The sequence below is a fragment of the Paenibacillus sp. MDMC362 genome (assembly GCF_003269305.1).
Classification (GTDB): Bacteria; Bacillota; Bacilli; order Paenibacillales; family Paenibacillaceae; genus Paenibacillus_AQ.
In genome coordinates this window covers 72,411-91,838 of sequence record NZ_QLYT01000023.1, presented here as the reverse complement: position 1 = coordinate 91,838, position 19,428 = coordinate 72,411, and the positions used below count along the sequence as shown (strand labels likewise).

Genomic DNA, 19,428 nt, shown 5'->3' with positions numbered 1-19,428 from the left:
CGGCGAGTATCATGCGGTTCTGAACTACTGCCCGCATCAGGGGGCGCCAATCTGCGCAGGACTGGTCTCCGGTACGACGCTTCCTTCGGAGGTATACGACTACGAATACGGCCGGGCAGGCGAAATTGTCCGCTGTCCCTGGCATGGCTGGGAGTTCGACCTGCAGACCGGCAAGTCGCTGTTTAGCGACCGCATCCGGGTGAAGAAGTATAAGGTGGAGGTCCAAGAGGGCAGGATTGGGGTGGTGATGGGGAGGAAGCAGGCGGGGAGTTGAAGGGATGTAATTAATGGGGCTGCAGGTATCATTACTAGCCACGGGCACTTAAGTTACTTGTGACAGATTATAACGGACCCTAAATTCGTTATTTAAGATCAAAACTCGATTTTTTACAATGTACCGGACTCCAGATCCGCTATTGTGCGAATTACGGATGCCAATACCAATAAAAACAGCAAATAAGGTCCTCTGTGTCCGCTAAAGCTACCAAAAGGGCTGTTTTGTACAAAATAAGGTATTCTGAGTCCGTTAGAAAGTCCTCACGACCATAGAGCAAGAGGAATTAGGGACATATTGAATGATATGGCGATTATATTTGCCGACGTCCGGTTCACAGGTGATTTTCTGCTCATTGCCCTGTTGGTCTAAGCGGGGCGATAGGTACGGTGCGTAGTCCGTTGACGGCTTGGATGGCTCTCAATTGAAAAAAGAGCGAGTATGGTGGGAGTGAATCCCTCATACTCGCTCTTTTGGTCATAGCGATTATTTCGAACGGGTTACTGTTGTCCTATACACTTCTCCCTCACACCACCTGCGACAACACCAAGCCCCCGTAAGCAAACGCGGCCAGGATCACCAGCGCCGGGTGGATCTTGCGGATGTTCATGGCCCAGAAGGCGACGGCGGCGATGCCGAGGGATTGCAGGAGGCCGATGGAGATGACGGAGCTTTGACCGATCTGCCACGTCAGGGTCAGCATCATGATGGCGATGACCGGCTGAACCAGCAGGGTCATGCCTTTAACCACGGGTGACGTGCGGTATTTCTGCAGCAAATTCAGCAGCCAGATGAGCGCTACCGCGGAAGGGATGACCGTTGCCGCCAGGGCGAGGGTCATGCCCATCCAGCCGGATACGCCGTATCCGACAAAAGCGGCGATTTTGGTGGCGATCGGTCCGGGAAGCGCGTTGCCAAGCGCAAGCATGTTGGAGAATTCCGGGTCGGTCAGCCAGCCGTGATTCGTGACGATCTCTTTGTACATGAGCGGGATCGAAGCAGGGCCGCCGCCATAACCGAGCACGTTGGAGACAAAAAAGCTGATTAGCAGCTGAAGCCATTCTTCCATCAGGCGGACCCCTCCTTATCCCGTCTTTGTTTTTTGAGTTTGGCTACGGTTCTAAAATGCACGGTGCCATAAGCAAGGAACAGCATAATGACAAGGGCCGGATGGACCTGGAAACGCTCCAGCAGGAGAAACGACACCACGAAAAATCCGATCCCGGCATAGATGCCGAGCCCCTTTACAGCCTTCTCGCCGAATTCGTAAGCCATCGTGCCCAGCATGACGGCAATGACCGGCGTAACGCCGGCAATCATGCCTGCCACCACCTTGGAGCTGCTGAGGAATGTCACGGCCGACAGCAGCGCGATCATCGCGATGCAGGTCGGGAGGATATGCGCAAGAACCGCGACCACCGCGCCTAGCACTCCTTTTTCCCGGTAACCGAGATAAGCGGCCATCTTCGTGGCAATCGGACCCGGAAGCGCGTTGGCCAGCGCGAGCACCTCCCCGAATTCATCGTCGCTGAGCCAGTGGTAACGAACGACGGCCTCGTGACGGATCAACGGAATAACCGAAGGCCCGCCGCCGTAGCCGAGTATGCCGGTTCGGAACATGCCGAACGTTAATTCCATATATGGGTTGCTAGTTTTATCAAGCAAGGTATGATTCCTTTCTGTCGAGAGAGTTAGAGTCGGATGCCCATTCGGCTTTTATAACGCTTGATTAAAATCTGCGTGTCCACACTCGTAATGCCCGGGAGCGGGTAGAGCTTCTCATTTAAAAACATTTCCATTTCCTTATGATCGGTAAAAAGTCCGTGCATATGCAGCTTACTGGGACCGGTCATATGATACAGACTTGTTACATACGGCTCGTTCTCCAATGTGTCCGCCACCTGCTGCAAATATTTGGGCTCCACCTCCACATTAAAAAAAGCGGACACCGAAATTCCTACTTTTTCCGGATTAATGACCGCCGCGAAGCGCTCAATGACGCCTTCATCAATCAGCGCATTGACCCTGGCCTGTACGGCAACGCGGGACAATCCGATCTCCTTGGCCAAATCCGTGTACGAGATTCGCCCGTTCTTGCCGAGGATCGCAATGATTTTGCGGTCCGTATCATCAATCAAGAGAGAGGAGTTCTCGCCGGCAGCGTGAGTATTCATGAATTGCAGCTCCTTTTGTTTTACTTATATGTAAGGCATGCCTCGTATAAATATTACGAAACGTAATTAGAATTAATGTTTTAATTACGATACGTTTAAATATATAAGCAAATTACGAAGTTTTCAATATAATTTGCGAATGTTGAAACTTTTTCTTCGCATTTCAAGTCTAAGGCTATGGGTAGTGCTTAAAGGGCTGACTGGTTAGCATCCAGGGTTGGGTTCTATTAAATGGTTCCTTTGATATAAATACCCTTTTCTTTCAATTTATGATAGGATAAACAAGGTAAATGACTAGCTTCTTAGAAGTTCTTATTTGGGAAGGCGGCATGTATATGAAGAGATTATTTTGCCTCATTCTGGTTATCGTTATGCTCATTCCGGCGAGTTTGGTCTCGGCGGCAGGCACGGATGGAAAAGAGACTCAGAGCAAGGTCCAGGAGACTAATGATAAAGCGGGCACAACCATCCAAGCCAAGTCGAAGAGTAAACCGATAGATCTTGTTTTTGCAGGTGACATTCTGTTAGACGGATACGTGGGGAACCAGATTGATAGATTCGGGAACCTATACCCGTTTAAGAAAGTGGCCCCCATCTTGAAAAAGGCGGATATGGCGTTTGCCAATCTGGAGACGCCGGTCTCCATTCGCGGCAAGGCAGCGGATAAAACCTTTGCCTTCCGTTCGAAGCCGGACACGCTCAAGGGCCTGGTATACGCGGGAATAGACGGCGTAACGCTGGCGAACAACCACATCCTGGATTATGGCCAGCAGGCCATGCTGGACACGATTACCCATCTGAAGCGCCAGAAGATCGGGTATACAGGAGCGGGGCGAAATATTGACGAGGCCTTCCAGCCTTACGTGAAGAGCATTGACGGAAAGAAAATTGCGGTGCTGGGCGTCAGCCGGGTGCTGTCGGACAATTCCTGGATCGCGGGCAAGAACCATCCGGGCGCTGCTTCCGCTTACACAATGGAGCCGATGCTGACCCATATCAAGAAATCGGCAAAAACAAATGATTACACAATCGTGTACATCCACTGGAACGAGGAATTTGCTGACTATCCGGAAGAATATGCGCGCACGATGGCGAAGAAGATGATCGACGCCGGTGCCGACATCATTATTGGATCGCATAGTCATACGTTGATGGGCATCGAATATTACAAGAACAAGCCGATTTATTATTCGCTTGGCAACTTCGTGTTCAACCGCTCGACCCGGGGCGGGGACAAAACCTTGCTGTCGATGATGGTGCATGTTGAGATCCAAGGCTCCAAGATCACGAGCCGGATTACGCCGGTGAAGATTATTCAAGGCCAACCGAATCTGATGGACAAGAACTATAATAAAGAGATCATCGCGAAACTGAACAAACTCTCCTACAATGCAAAGATTGATGCCAACGGCAACGTCAGCAAAAAATAATAGGAAATGTTGAAAACAACTGCGGCTATATGCTGCGGTTGTTTTTTTGTGTGCGGTTGGAAGTTCATCTTAAAAATAAGTCGGAAACTGGCAGAAAGGCGTTTGTTTTTATTCCCCGCATTCGACAAAAACTCCGCTTACGTCATTCAGTCGCAAATTCCTGCTAAAAAATAAAATAAAATTTTACAAAATATATTGTAAATTGAAATAAAATTTCACTATGATGAAGAGAGAGAAGACGAGTTGATTTCGGTCGCCCGGAGCGGTAATTACGGATCGGCAGCATACTTTTTTGCAGCCCTTCCAGCTAATGACTGAATGTAAAGCCGATAGCGGCAGAGTTAACTTCGTCTTAACACAGATCGGAGGTGGAATTAACAAGCCAGCGTTATACTCCCGAGTAGGTCTTTCGTTCATGAGCGGACTTACAACCGAGAGGAACCAGAGTCCAAGCACAGAGAAGGAGGAATTCATGTACATGTTAAGGAGCAAAAAGAGAATATCAGCGCTGCTCAGCGGTGTGATGTTTCTATCGCTGCTGTTTCCCGCAGGACAAGCTGCTGCAAGCGACCAAGCGGCCGCCGCTACATCGGTCATTGATATGCGGCAGATGGAGATCGGGCCGGGGGCTACATATACTTGGGCGAATATGCAAAAGGGCAGCGGCGAGCAGAAGGTCCATATGGTGGAGTTCAACCCAACGCAGGGAAATCTGGAGCTTCAGCCGGGACTCACGGACGGCAAGGTATACGGCATGCAGGGAGTCAGCAAAATGGCGTCCGATGCCGACAAGGCAGGTAATCGCGTCATCGCGGCGGTAAACGGAGATTTCTATGATATGTCCACCGGCATTCCGCTCGGATTGTTCATGGGGGACGGGGAGCTGTTGACGGATCCGCCCAGCGGCCGGAACGCCTTTGGCATTAAGCAGGACGGAACGAGCCTGTACGGCAGTCCGAAATTAACGAAAAACGTGACGATAGGCGGAACGGTCAGCAGCCTCTCCTCCATTAACCGTCTAAGAGGGACGGACGCACTTGTCCTTTATACCGAAAAATTCAATGCCACCACGATGACCAATAATCTTGGCGACGAGGTCATTCTGGATATCGTAAGCGGCAGGGCCGCCAGCGGGGAGACCTTGAGGATGAAGGTGGCTTCCGTTCTTAAGGACCAGGGGAACTCGCCGATTGGCCAAGGTCAAGTGGTTCTGTCCGCTTCGGGCTCGCAGCGGAACAAGCTTGCCGGGTTGAAGGCAGGGGATGAAGTGACGGCGAGTTTTCAGCTGGATAACGAATGGCGGGACGTCACGATGGCGATTGGCGGTACCGTGATGCTGGTCAAGGATGGCGTCGTGCAGCAGCATACCGATCCGGCTGTACACCCGAGAACGGTGGTGGGCACCAAAGCGGACGGCTCCGTTGTGCTGTTTGAGGTTGATGGCCGCCAGCCGGGGTTCAGTGAAGGGCTTACCTACATCGAGCTTGGCGAAATGCTGCAGGAGCTTGGCGTAGTGAACGCACTGAACCTGGACGGAGGCGGTTCGGCCACCTTCGTTGCCCGCCTGCCGGGAGAAACGGAGCGCAAAGTGCTCAACTCGCCGTCGGACGGCGGGGAACGCAAAACGGCCAACGGCATTTTGCTGGTGAACAAGGCGCCAGAAGGAGCAGCGAATAAACTTGTCGTTGCACCGACGCTGGAAAGAGTGCTGACTGGTTCATCCGCTACCTTCAAAACGGCGGCCGTGGATCAGAATCTGCATCCGGCGAATATGACGGAGGCCGCGGTTTGGAGCGTTGACCCAGCCTATGGGACAATCGACGCCACCGGGACGTTTAAGGCAGGCAACCAACCTGGATTGACCGAGGTATCCGTACAATCCGGTAATCTGACGGGAAAAGCCGCATTGGAAGTTGTTGATGAGCTGACCGAGCTCAGGTTCTCGGACGCGGTGAAGACCTTCTCTTCCGGCTCGACCGAGACGCTCAAGGTCACGGCGCTCCGCAATGGTCAAGTGGTCCAGGCCGACAATAGCCGTTTAGAGTGGCGTACCGAAGGCGATATCGGGACGATTGACGGCAACGGGACGTTTACCGCTACGGACAAGCAGGACGTCAGCGGCAAAATCTTCGTGAAGTACGGTCAAATCGAGACCTCAATCGAAGTGAACGTCGGTCTTCCGCCGGTCATGCTCGAAGATTTCGAGAACGGCCTTAGCCGTTATAAACCGAGCGCCGGTGCGCAGTTCAAATCGACCAAGGTATCCATTGAAACCGATGAAACCTACATTCGTTCGGGGAATGGAGCGCTGAAGCTGGAGTATGATTTTACCGGAATGACAGGCACCTCCGGCGCTTATCTGCAGACCAACGGAACGACAGACAATATTGAAATTCCGGGCTATCCGGAGAAAATCAGCATGTGGGTCTATGGGGACGGCAATGCGCACTGGCTCCGTGCTCAACTGCGTGACAGCAAGGGCGCGATCCCGCTCGATTTTACCGATCAGACGACCGGCGTCGATTTCAAGGGATGGAAGTATCTCGAAGCGTCCGTACCCAAAGGAAGAACCCTTCCGCTGGTGATGGATATGCCTGTTCGTTACATGGAAACCCAGGCTGCAAAAAAAGACGCCGGTGCCATCTACGTGGACGAAATTCGGGCATTGTACGGTCCGGCCAATGACGATATCGATCCGCCGGTTCTGAAGAAATTCTCGCCGGCCGACGGTGCGGAGATTACAGAGAACACGCCGACCATTACCGTGTATGCCGAAGATGCAGGCTATGATCCTGTCGCGCATCCGGGAACGACGCTGATCGATCCGGACAAAATCCGATTCTATCTGGACGGAAGTCTGGTGCAGCATACCCTTTATCCGCCGGAAGGAAGAATCCATTACACGCCGAATGTTCCACTCGCCGATGGCGTTCATCAGGCGAAAGTCACCGTCCGTGATCTGTCGGGCAACCAAACGACCCATGAATGGAACTTTACCGTAAATACCGGTGCAGCCAAAGTGGTATACAATACGCCGGATACGATCTATGTTGGCGGCAGTTACACGTTGGATATCGGAGGTGTGAAAACATCCCAAATCCGCAGCGGCCATGTCGATTTCCAATTCGATCCCGCCAAAGTGGAGAATCTGGAGCTCATACCGGGGGATAAGCTGAGTGCATCCCAGGTTAGCGCAAGCATCGACGGTTCAACAGGAAAGGTGGGAGTGACCTGGAAGGATATTCATACCGCATCCCTGCAGGATACGGATTGGATCGGCCAAATCCGGTATGACGTGAAAAAGAACGCAACCGGCAGCAGCATCATTTCGCTTACGTCCGGGGCGGTATCCTTCATCGATACGGGCAATACCGAGTTCTCGTTCTACGGTCTTCCGATGGAATCGCAGATCGCCACGCATTATGCGCTGAGATGGAATGAGGAGGGAACGGTGCAGGGTTATGAAACCGAGTTTAAAGTGACCGATGCCCAAGGTCAGCCTGTGGAAGGCGTACAGATCTTAGCAGACGCGGCAGCGGTGGGCATAACGGATGCGGCGGGTATCCTGAAGACCGGGTCCCTGACGTCCCAGGTCAAGACGTATACCGTGCAGGCCGTGAAAGGAAATCAATATAGTCCGGCCTTGGAGTTTAAGGTATCGCCGCTGGCTGGAAGTCCTACTCCGTTCAACATCAGCGTGGGTATGGGCGAAGATCCAACCACGTCGCGGATGCTGAACTGGCACACGGACCCGGCGACGGAAGGGACTGTCGTGGAATTGGCCAAGCGGTCCGAATTTACGGATTTCGATGCGCCGAACGTCCAGAAGTTCAATGGTGCCAGCGAGCTGTACCATACCTTGGATCTCGGCACGGTCCGCGTCCATAAAGCGACGGCGGCCGGTCTTGAGCCAGGCACAGAGTATGTGTACCGTGTCGGTGACGGCCAAGGTCATTACAGTGCCCAAGGCTCGTTTAAAACGACGGAGCTCGCGGGAGATACAACGAAATTCTTGTACTTTGCGGATTCCCAGGCATCCACCGCCAAAGAGTTCGAGCTGTGGGGGAATACGATCGACAAGGCGGCAGCCGAGCATCCGGACGCCGAATTCATGGTCCATGCCGGGGATATGGTGGACAAGGGCTTCCTGGAGGAGCAGTGGAACTATTGGTTCAATGAAGCCCAGAAGCATTTCCTGAATACGACGTTAGTGTCGGCCATCGGCAACCATGAAGTGATGGGGACCAAGGAAAACGGGGACTTCCTGGCTCACTTTAACCAGCCTGGCAATGGCTTGGACAGCTTGAAGGGAACGAACTTCTCTTTTGATTACAAAGACGTTCATTTCATTATGCTGAACAGCGAGTATCAGCTGGAGGAGCAGAAGAAGTGGCTCCAGCAGGATCTGGCCAACAACACAAAGAAATGGACCGTTGCGATGTTCCATCGCGGGCCTTACGGCAGCATTTACGACTCCGCCGAGGTCCGCAGCCTGTGGGCTCCGCTGCTGGAGGAATTCGGCGTGGATCTTGTGTTAAACGGACATGATCATATTTATATTCGTTCCTACCCGATGATGGATAACCAGATCGCCGCGGACAGTGAGGGCACGACCTACGTCGTGGCGGGGTCATCAGGTCCTAAATTTTACTCCCACACGGAGCGCGGCTGGCATGAGGTGGTCGACGAAGAGAAGACCCAGATGTACGCCTCCGTGGAAGTGAAGGGAGACGCGCTTCATTTTGTAACCAAAACGGTTGGCGGACGAGTCGTGGATGAGTTTACGCTGACGAAGCCGAATCCGGAACAGATTGTTGTAAAATCTGACGAGCTGACGCTCGCCGCTGGCGAAAGTCACGAATTGCAGGCTGCGGTGAAGCCGAGCCGAGCTGAACGAACCGTGGTATGGTCCGTATATCATTCCGAACCGTCGGATCATGTCGTCAGCGTCTCCGAGGACGGCATTGTGACGGCTCAAGGGCTGGGCCATGCGGTCGTAAGAGCGACCAGCACGGTGGCATCGGATGTCTATACAGACGTGAGCGTTACGGTAGATCGAATTCCGAACGGCAGCATCGAATCGATACGCTTAAGCGGCAAATCCGAGCTGAAGATCGGGGATACGGATAAGACGGTTACGGAGGCGGTTTATACCGACGGCAGCCGTATCCGCTTAATCGAAGGCGTAACCTATGCGAGCAGTAAGCCGGACGTAGCTTCCATTGATGTACAGGGCTCGGTACGGGCTTTGGCAGAAGGGGCGACCGTTATTTCGGCAACCTACGAAGGACTCAAATCGGAGTACGCTTTAAGAGTAATCGCCCGTGGCGGGGGAAATCCTGATCCGTGGCCGGAGCCGCCGGTAGACCCGCCCGTGCAGCCGCCGGTTACACCACCGTCAGGCAGCATCACCCTATCGGCCAGCGAGCTTGCAGCTAAACTGTCGAACGGGCAAGTGATCTTGTCGGTGGAAGGAAACTTTACGGATATCACGCTGCCAGGGAATGCAGCAGACATACTCAAGGATGGTTCAGTCCGTCTCGAAGCGAAGAATTTGTCCCTAACGATCCCGGCCGAAGTGCTTCGTCAGCTGGGCGGTCTTGCAAATGCTGGGCAGCTTGAGAAGGGCGCGATAAAACTGAGTGCCGCAACGTTATCGGATGCGGAGATGAAGGAGCGAATCGCGCAAGCTGCCCGCGTCTCCGGCGCTAAGCTGACAGCAGCCGGAGCCATGCTGGAGTTCCAGCTTCAATTAACGACAGCGGATGGCAAAGTTCACAGCTTAACCGAATTCGATCATTCGATCACGCTGGAACTGCCTGTATCTTCAGATGCCAATGGCAAAAGAATCTCCATGTACTATTTATCCGGCAACGGAGAGCTGGAGTATATTGGCGGTGTAAACAAAGACGGCCGCGTGGCCGCGGGAATCCGCCATTTCAGCGCTTACGGTTTGCTGGATTACGAGAAAACCTTTGCGGATGTTCCATCTTCATTCTGGGCCGCGGAGGTGATCGGCGATTTGGCTGCGAAGCAGCTCATCGAAGGAGTCAGCGCAGACCGCTTCGTACCGGCCCAGCAAGTGACCCGGGCCGAATTTGCCGCGATGCTGGTTCGTCTGCTGGATCTTAAGGCAGAAGGACCTGCGCCGTTCGACGATGTACCTTCAGGCAAATGGTACGTCGAGGCCGTGTCAGCAGCTGCCCAGTCCGGCATCGTGAACGGAACCGGCAAAGACCGCTTTGCGCCCGACGCTCCGATCAAACGTCAGGAAATGGCGGCGATGCTGGTGCGTGCTTATGCCCACGCGATGAAACTGCAGCAGGAGAGCATCAGCGCGGGAAGCGGATTTACTGATCTTGCCGAGTCCCCGGACTGGGTTCAGGAAGCGGTAGAAACCGCGTTTGCCCTCGGTTTTGTTCAAGGCCATACGCCGAGCCGCTTTGAACCGGATGGCCTGACCACGCGTGCGGAAAGCGCGCAGGTCATCTATAATCTGCTGAATAAGCTGAAGTAATTCTAGAAGGCAGAATACCGCTTCTCTCCTCCTGTAGACCATCGCAGTGGAGAGAGGCGGTTTCTTTTTTTAAAACTAACCGCGGTCTATCTTCATGGCATATACGTCGAAAGACATTTTTCTTACAGGTTAAAGAATGGCGGAAGTTCCGATATAATGATTACATGGTCAATGAGTGAATGTAAATCGAAGTAATGGCTAATCTGGTAACCGGGAAGAGGGGATGAGGATGACGGAATACGCGAACACGCCGAAGCCGCCGTATTATGCCTGCATTTTTGTGTCCAAGCGTACAGAGGGTGACCGGGGGTATGGGGCGATGTCCGATAAAATGGCAGATCTCGCAGCGCAGCAGCCCGGCTATTTGGGGGTGGAGTCTGCCCGGGATGAGGGTCTCGGGATCACGGTATCGTACTGGGATTCCCTGGAGGCCATTCGTTTATGGAAGGACAATGCCGCACATCAGGTAGCGCAGGAACGGGGCAAGAACGAGTGGTATGAAAGCTTTGGCTTGCGAATTTGCAAGGTGGAGAGGGATAGCTTCTACAAGCTTTAGGCAAGGCCAAACAAGGAAGAGGATGAGGAGGAGTAATGATGAGGCAGAATCCGGGTAAGATCAGATGGGGAATCATGGGGACAGGCTGGATTGCGGAGCAGTTTGCAGCCGATCTGGCGTATGTGGAGAACGCTCAGTTTGTGGCCGTGGGCTCTCGTACGGCAAGCAATGCAGGAGAGTTTGCGTCTAAATACGATATACCGCGGGCTTATGGCAGTTACGAGGAGCTCGTGAGAGATCCCGACGTCGATGTTGTGTACATAGCGACTCCGCATCCGCTGCATCGGGATCATGCCTTAATGTGTCTTCAGGCCGGCAAAGCCGTCCTGTGTGAGAAACCCTTTACGATTAACGGGGATGAACTGGAGGAATTAGTGGCGGCTGCACGGGAGCAGAAGCTGTTCCTGATGGAGGCCATGTGGACGCGTTTCCTTCCGCCGATCCGGCAGGTGCGCGAATGGCTGAACGATGGACTTATCGGCGACGTTCGGCTGCTGAAGGCCGATTTTGGTTTTCGGAGCGGCTGGAATCCGCAGGGCCGTTTGCTGAATTTGGAGCTTGGCGGCGGCGCGCTGCTGGATGCGGGTATTTATCCGGTATCGTTTGCCTCCATGATTTTTGGAACCGAGCCGGAGAAGATATGGAGTACCGCGCATATCGGCGAAACGGGCGTCGATGAGCAGTTCTCGGTTATTCTATCTTATGAATCCGGCAAGACCGCTTCGTTAAACGGGGCGATCCGGCTAGGATTGACGAATGAAGCTTATATTTATGGCACGAACGGGTATATTCACATTCCGTCCTTCCTGAATGCAACATCCGCTTCGCTTCATGTTGATGGCGAGGAACCGGTGGTTGTTACGGATGATCGTCAGGAAAAAGGGTATAGCTTCGAGGCTTACGAAGTGGGGCAGTGTCTGCTGGAAGGGCGGCTTGAGAGCGACGTGATGCCGCTTGATGAGTCGCTTGCGATTATGAGGCTGCTGGATCAGATCCGGGGGCAGTGGGGACTGAAGTATCCTTCGGAAGGTTAAGCGGTGACGCTGATTATCGGCCTTTTTGAATACGTGAACTGAATGAATCATGAAGCCAATACGGGGATTGTCCCGTGTTGGCTTCTTTTTTGTGATTCCTACGTCATGGACAGCTTAAATTCCTGCCTGATTTATAAAATTATATTTTATTAAAACTATTGAAATTTGAAATAAAATTTCAATATGATAGAGATAGAGATGAACATATATGTACAGACCGTCATGATCATCTACTCCAGCAGATCGACAGGAGGTGAGCTGCAGCCGATTTCGCCTGGAATTGGACTTCAGTTTGGATAGCAAGCACTCATACTAAAGGGAGTGAATTCGTGAATGATAACTAAAAGGCGTATCTATCGTAGCAGCAAGTCGATCCTATCCGTGACGCTGGCGTTAGCCGTGATGTTCAGCTCGGCTGTTTCTGCTTGGGGTTATTCCGTGAATGAGTACGCAAGCACCGGAGAACCAGGGGCGGTCGTTATGGAAGATTTTGAATCGGTAACAAATTTGTCCGCATCCTCCGCAAGGGGAAAGGCCCAGTTGGATGTAGTGGGGAGGCCGGAGCCAATCTATTACGGACATCACGCTGCAGCTCTAACTTACGATTTTGTGGGCAGCGAATCCGGCACCTCGGCAGCTTATCTCAACTTCAAAGACCCGGACGGTTCTACCGGCAGAAGCGTCCCCGGTTCACCGACTGCACTCGGTTTATGGGTTTACGGCGATGGCGGGAACCACTGGCTCCGGGCCCAGCTTCAGGATTCCTCCGGCGGCAAGCATGCCGTGGATTTAACGTCTACCTCCGGTTTTAGCTGGAAGGGCTGGAAATACGTCAAATTTAACGTTCCCTCTACCATCAAGGCTCCTCTCAAAGTGAATCAAATCTATATCACCGAATTAAAAGATACGAATAAAAACAAAGGCACCGTATACTTCGACAGGCTGTCCGCATTCTATACGGGTTCCCAGGTATACGGGCTCGACATTGGCGGGCTGACGCCCATGGGCGTTGGAGAAACGGTGAAGCCCCAAGTATATGCAACCTATGAAGGACAAACGGAACCTGCATTATTAACAACCGGCGTGAAACTCACCAGCAGTGACGACAACATCGCTACGGTCACGGGCGCTACATACGACACCATTGAAGCATTGGCGCCGGGAACGGTAACCATAACGGCTGAATACGGAGATGCGCCAAAATCCCAGTATGAGCTTCATATTACGCAGGATGTGCCAGCCCCCGAAGAATTGCTGTTATCCGGGCCGCTGCATATGGAGACCAGTCTTACCGGAAAAATGAGAACCAGTGTGGTTTACTCCGTCTACGGAAACCAGACGGATCCTGTATGGCTGACTGAAGGAATTAGCTATGCAAGCGATCAACCGGGCGTTGTATCGGTAGATCAAGCTGGTCAATTGACCGCAGTTTCTGCGGGAACGGCAGACATTACAGCAATGTACCGCGGAGTAACCGCACAGCATGCCATTACGGTGACGGACCCGGTTCCGGTTCTGCAGAGCATCGAACTTCAAGGTCTTACAGCGGTTACGGTTGGGGACTCCTTCGAGACGGCGGTGTCCGCAACCTACTCCTGGATGGAGGAGCCGGTGATCATAACGGAAGGTGTTACGTTTACCAGCAGTCATCCGGATGTAGCCGCTATCGATGATAAAGGAGTGGTATCCGGCTTGAAGATAGGTTCCGCTAGAGTAACAGCCACATTCCAAGGAAAGACCAGCTCACTCTACATTACGGTGAATAAAGCTTCTGAGCATCCGAAGGCCGAGATGAGAGCGGCCTGGATTGCAACCGTCGACAATATTGACTGGCCCGCCAAAGGAGTCACCGATCCGGATCAGCAGAAACAGCAGTTTATCAGCCTGCTTGATCAGCTGGAGGATGCGGGAATGAACGCGGTCATCATGCAGATCAAGCCGACGGCGGATGCATTCTACCCGTCCAACTACGGGCCATGGTCAGAATGGCTGACGGGAGTTCAGGGCAAGGATCCGGGGTACGATCCGCTGGCATTCCTGCTGGAGGAAGTCCACAAGCGGAACATGGAGTTTCATGCCTGGTTTAATCCATACCGCATCAGTCTTCAAGGAGATGTTAACAAACTTGTGGCAGACCACCCGGCCAGGCAGCATCCGGAATGGGTCGAAGCATATAGCGGCAAGCTGTATTTCAACCCGGGGATACCGGAAGCACAGCAGTTTATCATCGACGGGATTATGGAGGTCGTTCGGAATTACGACATCGACGCCGTGCATTTTGACGATTACTTCTACCCGTATCCCGTAACCGGCGTGGATTTCCCGGATACGGACACCTTTAACCAGTACAAAGGCTCTTTTACGAATAAGGGCGACTGGAGAAGAAATAACGTCAATCAATTCATTCAGAAGGTGAACGAAGCAATCAAGGCCGAGAAGAGCTACGTGAAATTCGGCATCAGCCCGTTTGGTATCTGGAAAAATAAATCCAGCGATCCGACCGGCTCTGAAACCAATGGACTCGAAAGTTACAATGCCATCTATGCCGACTCGAAGAAATGGGTTGAAGAAGAGTGGATCGATTATATCACGCCTCAGATTTATTGGAATATCGGTTATTCCGCTGCCGCTTACGATAAGCTGATCGATTGGTGGAGCGGAGTCGTGTCCGGCAAGAATGTTCACCTATACAGCGGGCAAGCCGTATACAAAATCGGGTCGAATGCCGATTGGTCCAATCCCGAAGAGATGCCGAACCAGATCCTTTACAACCGCAACTTTGAGGAAGTCCGGGGCAGCATGTACTTCAGTTCCAAATGGTTTAAGGATAACGCACTCGGATTTACGGACAGACTGAAGAACGATCTGTATCGATATCCGGCATTGATTCCGGCGATGCCTTGGATCGATTCGGAAGCGCCGACAGCGCCCAAGAAGCCCAAGGCTGATCACGAACAGGATGGTGTGAAGCTAAGCTGGAAGTCGACAGATGACGAGACATATTATGCGGTCTATCGTTTTGATGGCAGAGGCGCCGGCAGTGTTCAAGATCCGTCGCATTTGTTAGGAACTCTCCGAAAAACCGACGATAAGACGCAATTCTTTGTTGATCATACCGCAGCGGAGGGACAAACCTACACGTATGTTGTGACAGCTGTCGATCGTCTGCATAACGAGAGTGCCGCAAGCAAACCGGTCACGGTGAAAGTGAAACATCATGGTAAGCCTGGAAAGCCTCCGGTGAATCCACCGGGGAAACCGAGCAAACCGTGAGTTTACATCCTTACTGGTTAACGGCTGGTTTACCTCCTAATGAGGAGTCGATTTAGAGGGCGGACTGGCCCGTCTCAGAAAAAAGGGACACCCCCGGCTTATAGCCCTGGGGTGTCCCTTTTGGGTTTGCTCCAATGGACATGCTGCGTGATACAATAGGTGCATTACGACCTGGAGTGTGGTGTATGTTCAAGAAATTAGGAATGGCATTGGTTTACGCCGCCATAGGTGGTCTTGTGTACTTTTACGGAGATGCCATATTGGTCTGGATTCGATCGACAGACAGTATCACGCTGATCATGTTCATGGCTGTCATCATGGCCTTGTTTCCGGTGATCCCTTATCCGGTGGTAGGAGGCGTAATCGGTGCCGCCCTCGGGCCGGTTATCGGTGGAGTTGTCACTTGGGTCGGCTCTACCGCTGCTTCCATCCTTATGTTTATGTTCATCCGATACGGGTTTCAGGAATGGGGCGACCGGGTGCTTTACCGTTATAACAGGCTCGGAAAAGTGACAACGATGTTCGAAAGGAACGCCTTTATGACCATCCTGTTTACCCGGTTGATCCCGTTTATTCCCTCCATTGTCATCAATGTGTACGCAGCTCTCAGCAAGGTAACGTTCGCATCATTCGGCATCGCGTCCGCGCTAGGCAAAATCCCTGCCATGCTGCTGTTCTCGATGGTAGGCGATCATCTGATGACCGACCCTTCCCACATCATGATAACCATTGGGGTATACGGCGTATTTCTCGCGATAACGCTGCTGGTTTACCGGTTGTCAGGCTTTGGCCGTTCAGGAAAAACGGAGGGCAAACGGTTAAAGCTGCTCACTGGATGAGGCGGGACCACTTCGTTCTGAAGATGCGGAGTTCTCGCCCTTTTTCTTTTGGAACCAAGCCCGAACTGCCTCGATCTCTCGCTGATCCATGCCGTTTAAGCTTTCATTGATCTCGCTGAATATCATCTTCACCTGCAGAGACAGGAGCCCTCTTCTTCGCTGTCTGCGGGTACCGCTGACCTCCATGGCGATAATCTGCGGCCGGCGTATGTACCTGGTGGACATTGCAATGAAACGGCTGCGGATCGTCAGCTGTTTGTCCGTTACATTAAGACCGGAATCCCGGTGCGAAAGGAGTCCCCAAGCTAGCGAGAGTGGAATGAACAGAAGCGATAACAAACCGAGTTTGTCAAAATACCAAATGCATGCCCCGCTAACGATCGCGGCAAAAGCCAGCTTCCACCGCAGGTACATCCATTTTGCGCGGGGCGGCGGCGAAGCGGTAATAGGCTGAGCGCTGAATTGAGGCGTGACCCGATTCAGCAGCGCTTGAATATCTGCAGTCTTCAGTAGAGGATGAAGCATGAAATGCTTGTCGGACTCGGACGTAAGCACATGAACCTTCACTTCAGCGTAACCGAACCAGCGCCGGAATACGCCTTCTTTCACGGTAATGGCCAGCACTCGTTCGGGAGAGAAGAGCAGTCTTTTTCTCTCCAGCAGACCGCAGCTGACCGAGATTTGTTTCCCGATGCGCTCGACGGTAAATCCCGCATATTTGATCGTGTAGAGCACGGCGGAGAGCAGCCAGGATATGATGAGCGCCACAGCGGCAATGCTGATCCAGCTTCCGAGGAGCAGCTTCCCTGCCGATTGAAACAGCGATTGGTACATTTGATCCGGGAGCAGGTCATCGGCAAAAGATATAATACCGCCTACAAAGGCTAAAGCCAGTGACAGGTTGGGCGAGGAGAGCGCGGCAATGAGCAGGCGTCCGGAGGATAGCTGGAGCAGCGTGCTGCGTTCTTCCTCTGCCGTCCCTGGATCGCCTGCGATATGTCTCCCGGCAGCGGCGCGGGAATCGGAGTCCTCCAAAAGACCGCTTCCGTATGCCATATTCTGATTCGACGGCTGAATGGATTCGTGATTCTCTAGAGATCCCGACGGTTCAACAGTCAGCCTCTCGCTTGGCGCGGGAAAGCTCTGATCGGTTGAGTAGGAACTTTCATGAGCTTGGTGAGCCTCCCGTTCCGTCTGCTTTGTTCGGGTTTGCTCGCGCAGCCAGCGCTGCAGCCGTTCGCCTTCGCTATTGGTGATGGCTGGCAGTATGCCGCCGCCTTCCGTTTTGCCCGGCGTTTCGATTCGGACCTGGGTGAGTCCCAGTATTCGCTGCAACAAAGGCTGCTCCAAATTCATGGAATGAATGCGGCCCGTATAGATGGACAACTCCTCACGAAACAGAACGCCGCGGCGGATGAGGATTTTATCTTCTTCTAACGTATAGACAAAGCGTTTCCACTTCAGATACCCGTACAGAAGCAGAAGCGAGACTAGAATGACGATGACGGCTGACAGCCAATACCAGGGGATATCGCGCAGCGATTTTCCGTTAAGGAATTTGATGGATACCAGAGCGGCGATGGGAATGAGCGATTTCACGCTGCCTACGAGCGGGAACAGGATGAACAGCCGGTGCAGTCTTGTCGGTTCATTCATCGTGATCCACCACTTTGGCCAGCTCGCCGATCTGTTTTTTCAGTTCCTCTGCATCTTCCAGCTTAAGCGCCTGAATAACATGAGTCGTTGCGGCGGTAACGACCTTTACCTTGGCTAGACCATATTTACGAAGGAGCGGCCCCCGTTCAAGCTCCACATGCTGTACGCGCGTCATCGGGACAAGGGTGTCACTGAGCCAGATCCAGCCGGAACGAAGCTCCAACTCTTCCTCGCTTACCTTGAAGCCGAATTGTTTGTAGGTGAAAGAGGGCACGGCCCAAGTAAACCAGGCTCCGAGAACCAGCAGTCCGATGGTGATCCAGCCCGGTATCAGGGTCCACCCGAATATAGCGGCGATGATCAGATAAGCTGCAGCAGCGAGCAGGATCACTCCATCCGTAATGAAACCCGTGATGCGGGAGATCGTTACGGAGTCCGGGTGACATCTGCGCATAGCGTCAAGCCGATTGTCCATATGTATGTTCCTCCTTGATGTTTAAGATTCGAACAGTCCGTGCATTTATATGTATGTCTACGTTGCTCGGGAAGGATTCGTTTCATCCCGTCTTCCGACTTGCTTGCCGTGCTTATCATTGTAGCATAACGGGCTAACGAGCAATTGAACCAGACCTAACGGTTGCATGAACATATGCCGAATCTGTTAAGCTTGAGTTAAGGAAGAACTTGAAATGATCGAGAATGAAAGGATCGCGTGCAATGAAAATAGACCGGCTATTAGCCATAACCGTCCTGCTTCTGAACCGGGGGAGACTGAGCGCCAAGGAGTTGGCCGATCGGTTTGAAGTATCAAGCAAAACCATATATCGCGATATGGATACGCTATGCCAAGCCGGGATCCCGATTGTGGCCCACCAGGGAATATCCGGCGGGTTTGAAATTATGGAGCATTATATGATCGACAAGTACTGGCTGTCCGCCGAGGAGATGAGTGCGCTGGTTACAGCGGTTAAAGGGATGAGCAGTGCACTGGAGGATCAGCAGATGGGCATCCTGCTTGAGAAGGTAAAAGCGCTCCTGCATAGGGTAGAGCAGGGGCTTGGCGATGAATATCGAAGGGAACCGGTGGTCATGGACTTTCAGCCTTGGGGACAGCGTCAAGGACTGAAACCCGCCGTGGGCCTGCTTAAAAAGGCTATTCAAGAAAAGCGCAGGGTCGTGATGGAGTATATCGATAATCGGGGCAACGCGGAGCGAAGAACCATTGAACCGGCATCCCTGATTCTGAAGGGCAATATTTGGTATGTGCAAGCCTTTTGTCTGGAGAGGGAAGACCATCGTCTCTTCCGGTTGTCGCGCATGCAGGATATAACGATGCTGAGCGAGACGTATGAGCCAAGGCCAGGCCCCGGCATGGAACGCTTGGAATGGGATTCCTCTTGGTCGAGCGCTCGGGAGCAGGAGACGGTGCTGCTGTTCGAAGCAGCCGCGCGTCAACGGGTGGCGGATATTTTTCCGCCGGAACGAGTAACCGTTAACCCGGACGGCTCTTTGCGCGTTCGAGTGTTATACAAATTGGATGAATGGTTTTACGGCATGATTCTAAGCTTTGGTGATCAGGTGCTGATTGAGCAGCCGGGCGAAGCCGCGGGGGAAGTGAAACGAAGAGCACAATTGATTATGAAGCGCTACGATAACCAGGACAGATAGATGTCCA

Annotated in this window: 13 protein-coding genes; 8 read left to right on the top strand and 5 right to left on the bottom strand. The window is 52.7% G+C overall.

The features are described 5' to 3' along the window. The coding region (locus tag DP091_RS12440) for a Rieske (2Fe-2S) protein (protein ID WP_113058611.1) at nucleotides 1–274 on the top strand (274 nt) is incomplete at its 5' end. Nucleotides 275–800: 526 nt separating this feature from the next. Here DP091_RS12440 and chrA read toward each other — a convergent pair. Genes chrA through chrS form a run of 3 tightly spaced genes read right to left on the bottom strand, consistent with a single transcriptional unit; the run spans nucleotide 801 to nucleotide 2,448 of the window. Then, complete coding sequence (chrA, locus tag DP091_RS12435; protein ID WP_113058610.1) at nucleotides 801–1,343, bottom strand: chromate efflux transporter ChrA; 543 nt, start codon at nucleotides 1,341–1,343, stop codon at nucleotides 801–803. Then, nucleotides 1,343–1,912 (bottom strand): chromate efflux transporter ChrB, encoded by a 570-nt coding sequence (gene chrB / locus DP091_RS12430; protein ID WP_113058609.1) that lies wholly within the window; start codon nucleotides 1,910–1,912, stop codon nucleotides 1,343–1,345. The genes chrA and chrB overlap by 1 nt, the downstream gene beginning before the upstream one ends. A gap of 53 nt (nucleotides 1,913–1,965) precedes the next feature. Then, nucleotides 1,966–2,448, bottom strand: a complete 483-nt coding sequence (gene chrS, locus DP091_RS12425) for a chromate efflux transcriptional regulator ChrS (RefSeq protein ID WP_113058608.1) — start codon at nucleotides 2,446–2,448, stop codon at nucleotides 1,966–1,968. Nucleotides 2,449–2,783: 335 nt separating this feature from the next. Here chrS and DP091_RS12420 point away from each other — a divergent pair, with 335 nt between their 5' ends. The 6 genes from DP091_RS12420 to DP091_RS12395 all read left to right on the top strand — a co-directional run bounded on the left by DP091_RS12420 (nucleotide 2,784) and on the right by DP091_RS12395 (nucleotide 16,097). Next, entirely contained in the window at nucleotides 2,784–3,878 is a 1,095-nt protein-coding gene (locus tag DP091_RS12420; protein WP_113058616.1) for a CapA family protein, read from the top strand. A 478-nt stretch (nucleotides 3,879–4,356) separates the two neighbouring features. After that, nucleotides 4,357–10,395, top strand: coding sequence for a phosphodiester glycosidase family protein (locus DP091_RS12415; protein ID WP_113058615.1), 6,039 nt, complete (start codon nucleotides 4,357–4,359; stop codon nucleotides 10,393–10,395). Nucleotides 10,396–10,624: 229 nt separating this feature from the next. Beyond that, entirely contained in the window at nucleotides 10,625–10,951 is a 327-nt protein-coding gene (locus DP091_RS12410; protein WP_113058607.1) for an antibiotic biosynthesis monooxygenase family protein, read from the top strand. Nucleotides 10,952–10,989: 38 nt separating this feature from the next. Then, on the top strand, nucleotides 10,990–11,985 hold the full coding sequence (locus DP091_RS12405; protein WP_113058606.1) for a Gfo/Idh/MocA family protein: 996 nt from the start codon (nucleotides 10,990–10,992) through the stop codon (nucleotides 11,983–11,985). 333 nt (nucleotides 11,986–12,318) lie between these two features. Then, nucleotides 12,319–15,258: a family 10 glycosylhydrolase gene (locus DP091_RS12400; RefSeq protein ID WP_113058605.1), complete on the top strand. Its 2,940-nt coding sequence runs from the start codon at nucleotides 12,319–12,321 to the stop codon at nucleotides 15,256–15,258. A 185-nt stretch (nucleotides 15,259–15,443) separates the two neighbouring features. Then, nucleotides 15,444–16,097 carry a TVP38/TMEM64 family protein gene (locus tag DP091_RS12395; protein WP_113058604.1) on the top strand — a complete coding sequence of 218 codons (654 nt, stop codon included), beginning with the start codon at nucleotides 15,444–15,446 and terminating at the stop codon, nucleotides 16,095–16,097. On the opposite strand, the gene DP091_RS12390 is transcribed toward DP091_RS12395, so the two are convergent. Next, a complete protein-coding gene (locus tag DP091_RS12390) occupies nucleotides 16,077–17,753 on the bottom strand; it encodes a PH domain-containing protein (RefSeq protein ID WP_113058603.1) in 1,677 nt (558 codons plus the stop codon). The two genes, DP091_RS12395 and DP091_RS12390, sit on opposite strands and share 21 nt — an antisense overlap. After that, nucleotides 17,746–18,228, bottom strand: a complete 483-nt coding sequence (locus DP091_RS12385) for a PH domain-containing protein (protein WP_071221168.1) — start codon at nucleotides 18,226–18,228, stop codon at nucleotides 17,746–17,748. The genes DP091_RS12390 and DP091_RS12385 overlap by 8 nt, the downstream gene beginning before the upstream one ends. Before the next feature lie 242 nt (nucleotides 18,229–18,470). On the opposite strand from DP091_RS12385, the gene DP091_RS12380 reads away from it, so the two are divergent. Further along, complete coding sequence (locus DP091_RS12380; protein ID WP_113058614.1) at nucleotides 18,471–19,421, top strand: helix-turn-helix transcriptional regulator; 951 nt, start codon at nucleotides 18,471–18,473, stop codon at nucleotides 19,419–19,421. The last annotated feature ends 7 nt before the right edge of the window (nucleotides 19,422–19,428 follow it).

Excerpts from the sequence above, each read along its gene's own strand:
- DP091_RS12380 (WP_113058614.1), top strand. The coding sequence starts at position 18,471 with ATGAAAATAGACCGGCTATTAGCCATAACCGTCCTGCTTCTGAACCGG.
- DP091_RS12395 (WP_113058604.1), top strand. The coding sequence starts at position 15,444 with ATGTTCAAGAAATTAGGAATGGCATTGGTTTACGCCGCCATAGGTGGT.
- DP091_RS12405 (WP_113058606.1), top strand. The coding sequence starts at position 10,990 with ATGAGGCAGAATCCGGGTAAGATCAGATGGGGAATCATGGGGACAGGC.
- DP091_RS12415 (WP_113058615.1), top strand. The coding sequence starts at position 4,357 with ATGTTAAGGAGCAAAAAGAGAATATCAGCGCTGCTCAGCGGTGTGATG.
- chrA (WP_113058610.1), bottom strand. The coding sequence starts at position 1,343 with ATGGAAGAATGGCTTCAGCTGCTAATCAGCTTTTTTGTCTCCAACGTG.
- DP091_RS12390 (WP_113058603.1), bottom strand. The coding sequence starts at position 17,753 with ATGAATGAACCGACAAGACTGCACCGGCTGTTCATCCTGTTCCCGCTC.
- DP091_RS12420 (WP_113058616.1), top strand. The coding sequence starts at position 2,784 with ATGAAGAGATTATTTTGCCTCATTCTGGTTATCGTTATGCTCATTCCG.
- chrB (WP_113058609.1), bottom strand. The coding sequence starts at position 1,912 with ATGGAATTAACGTTCGGCATGTTCCGAACCGGCATACTCGGCTACGGC.
- DP091_RS12400 (WP_113058605.1), top strand. The coding sequence starts at position 12,319 with ATGATAACTAAAAGGCGTATCTATCGTAGCAGCAAGTCGATCCTATCC.
- DP091_RS12385 (WP_071221168.1), bottom strand. The coding sequence starts at position 18,228 with ATGGACAATCGGCTTGACGCTATGCGCAGATGTCACCCGGACTCCGTA.
- DP091_RS12410 (WP_113058607.1), top strand. The coding sequence starts at position 10,625 with ATGACGGAATACGCGAACACGCCGAAGCCGCCGTATTATGCCTGCATT.
- chrS (WP_113058608.1), bottom strand. The coding sequence starts at position 2,448 with ATGAATACTCACGCTGCCGGCGAGAACTCCTCTCTCTTGATTGATGAT.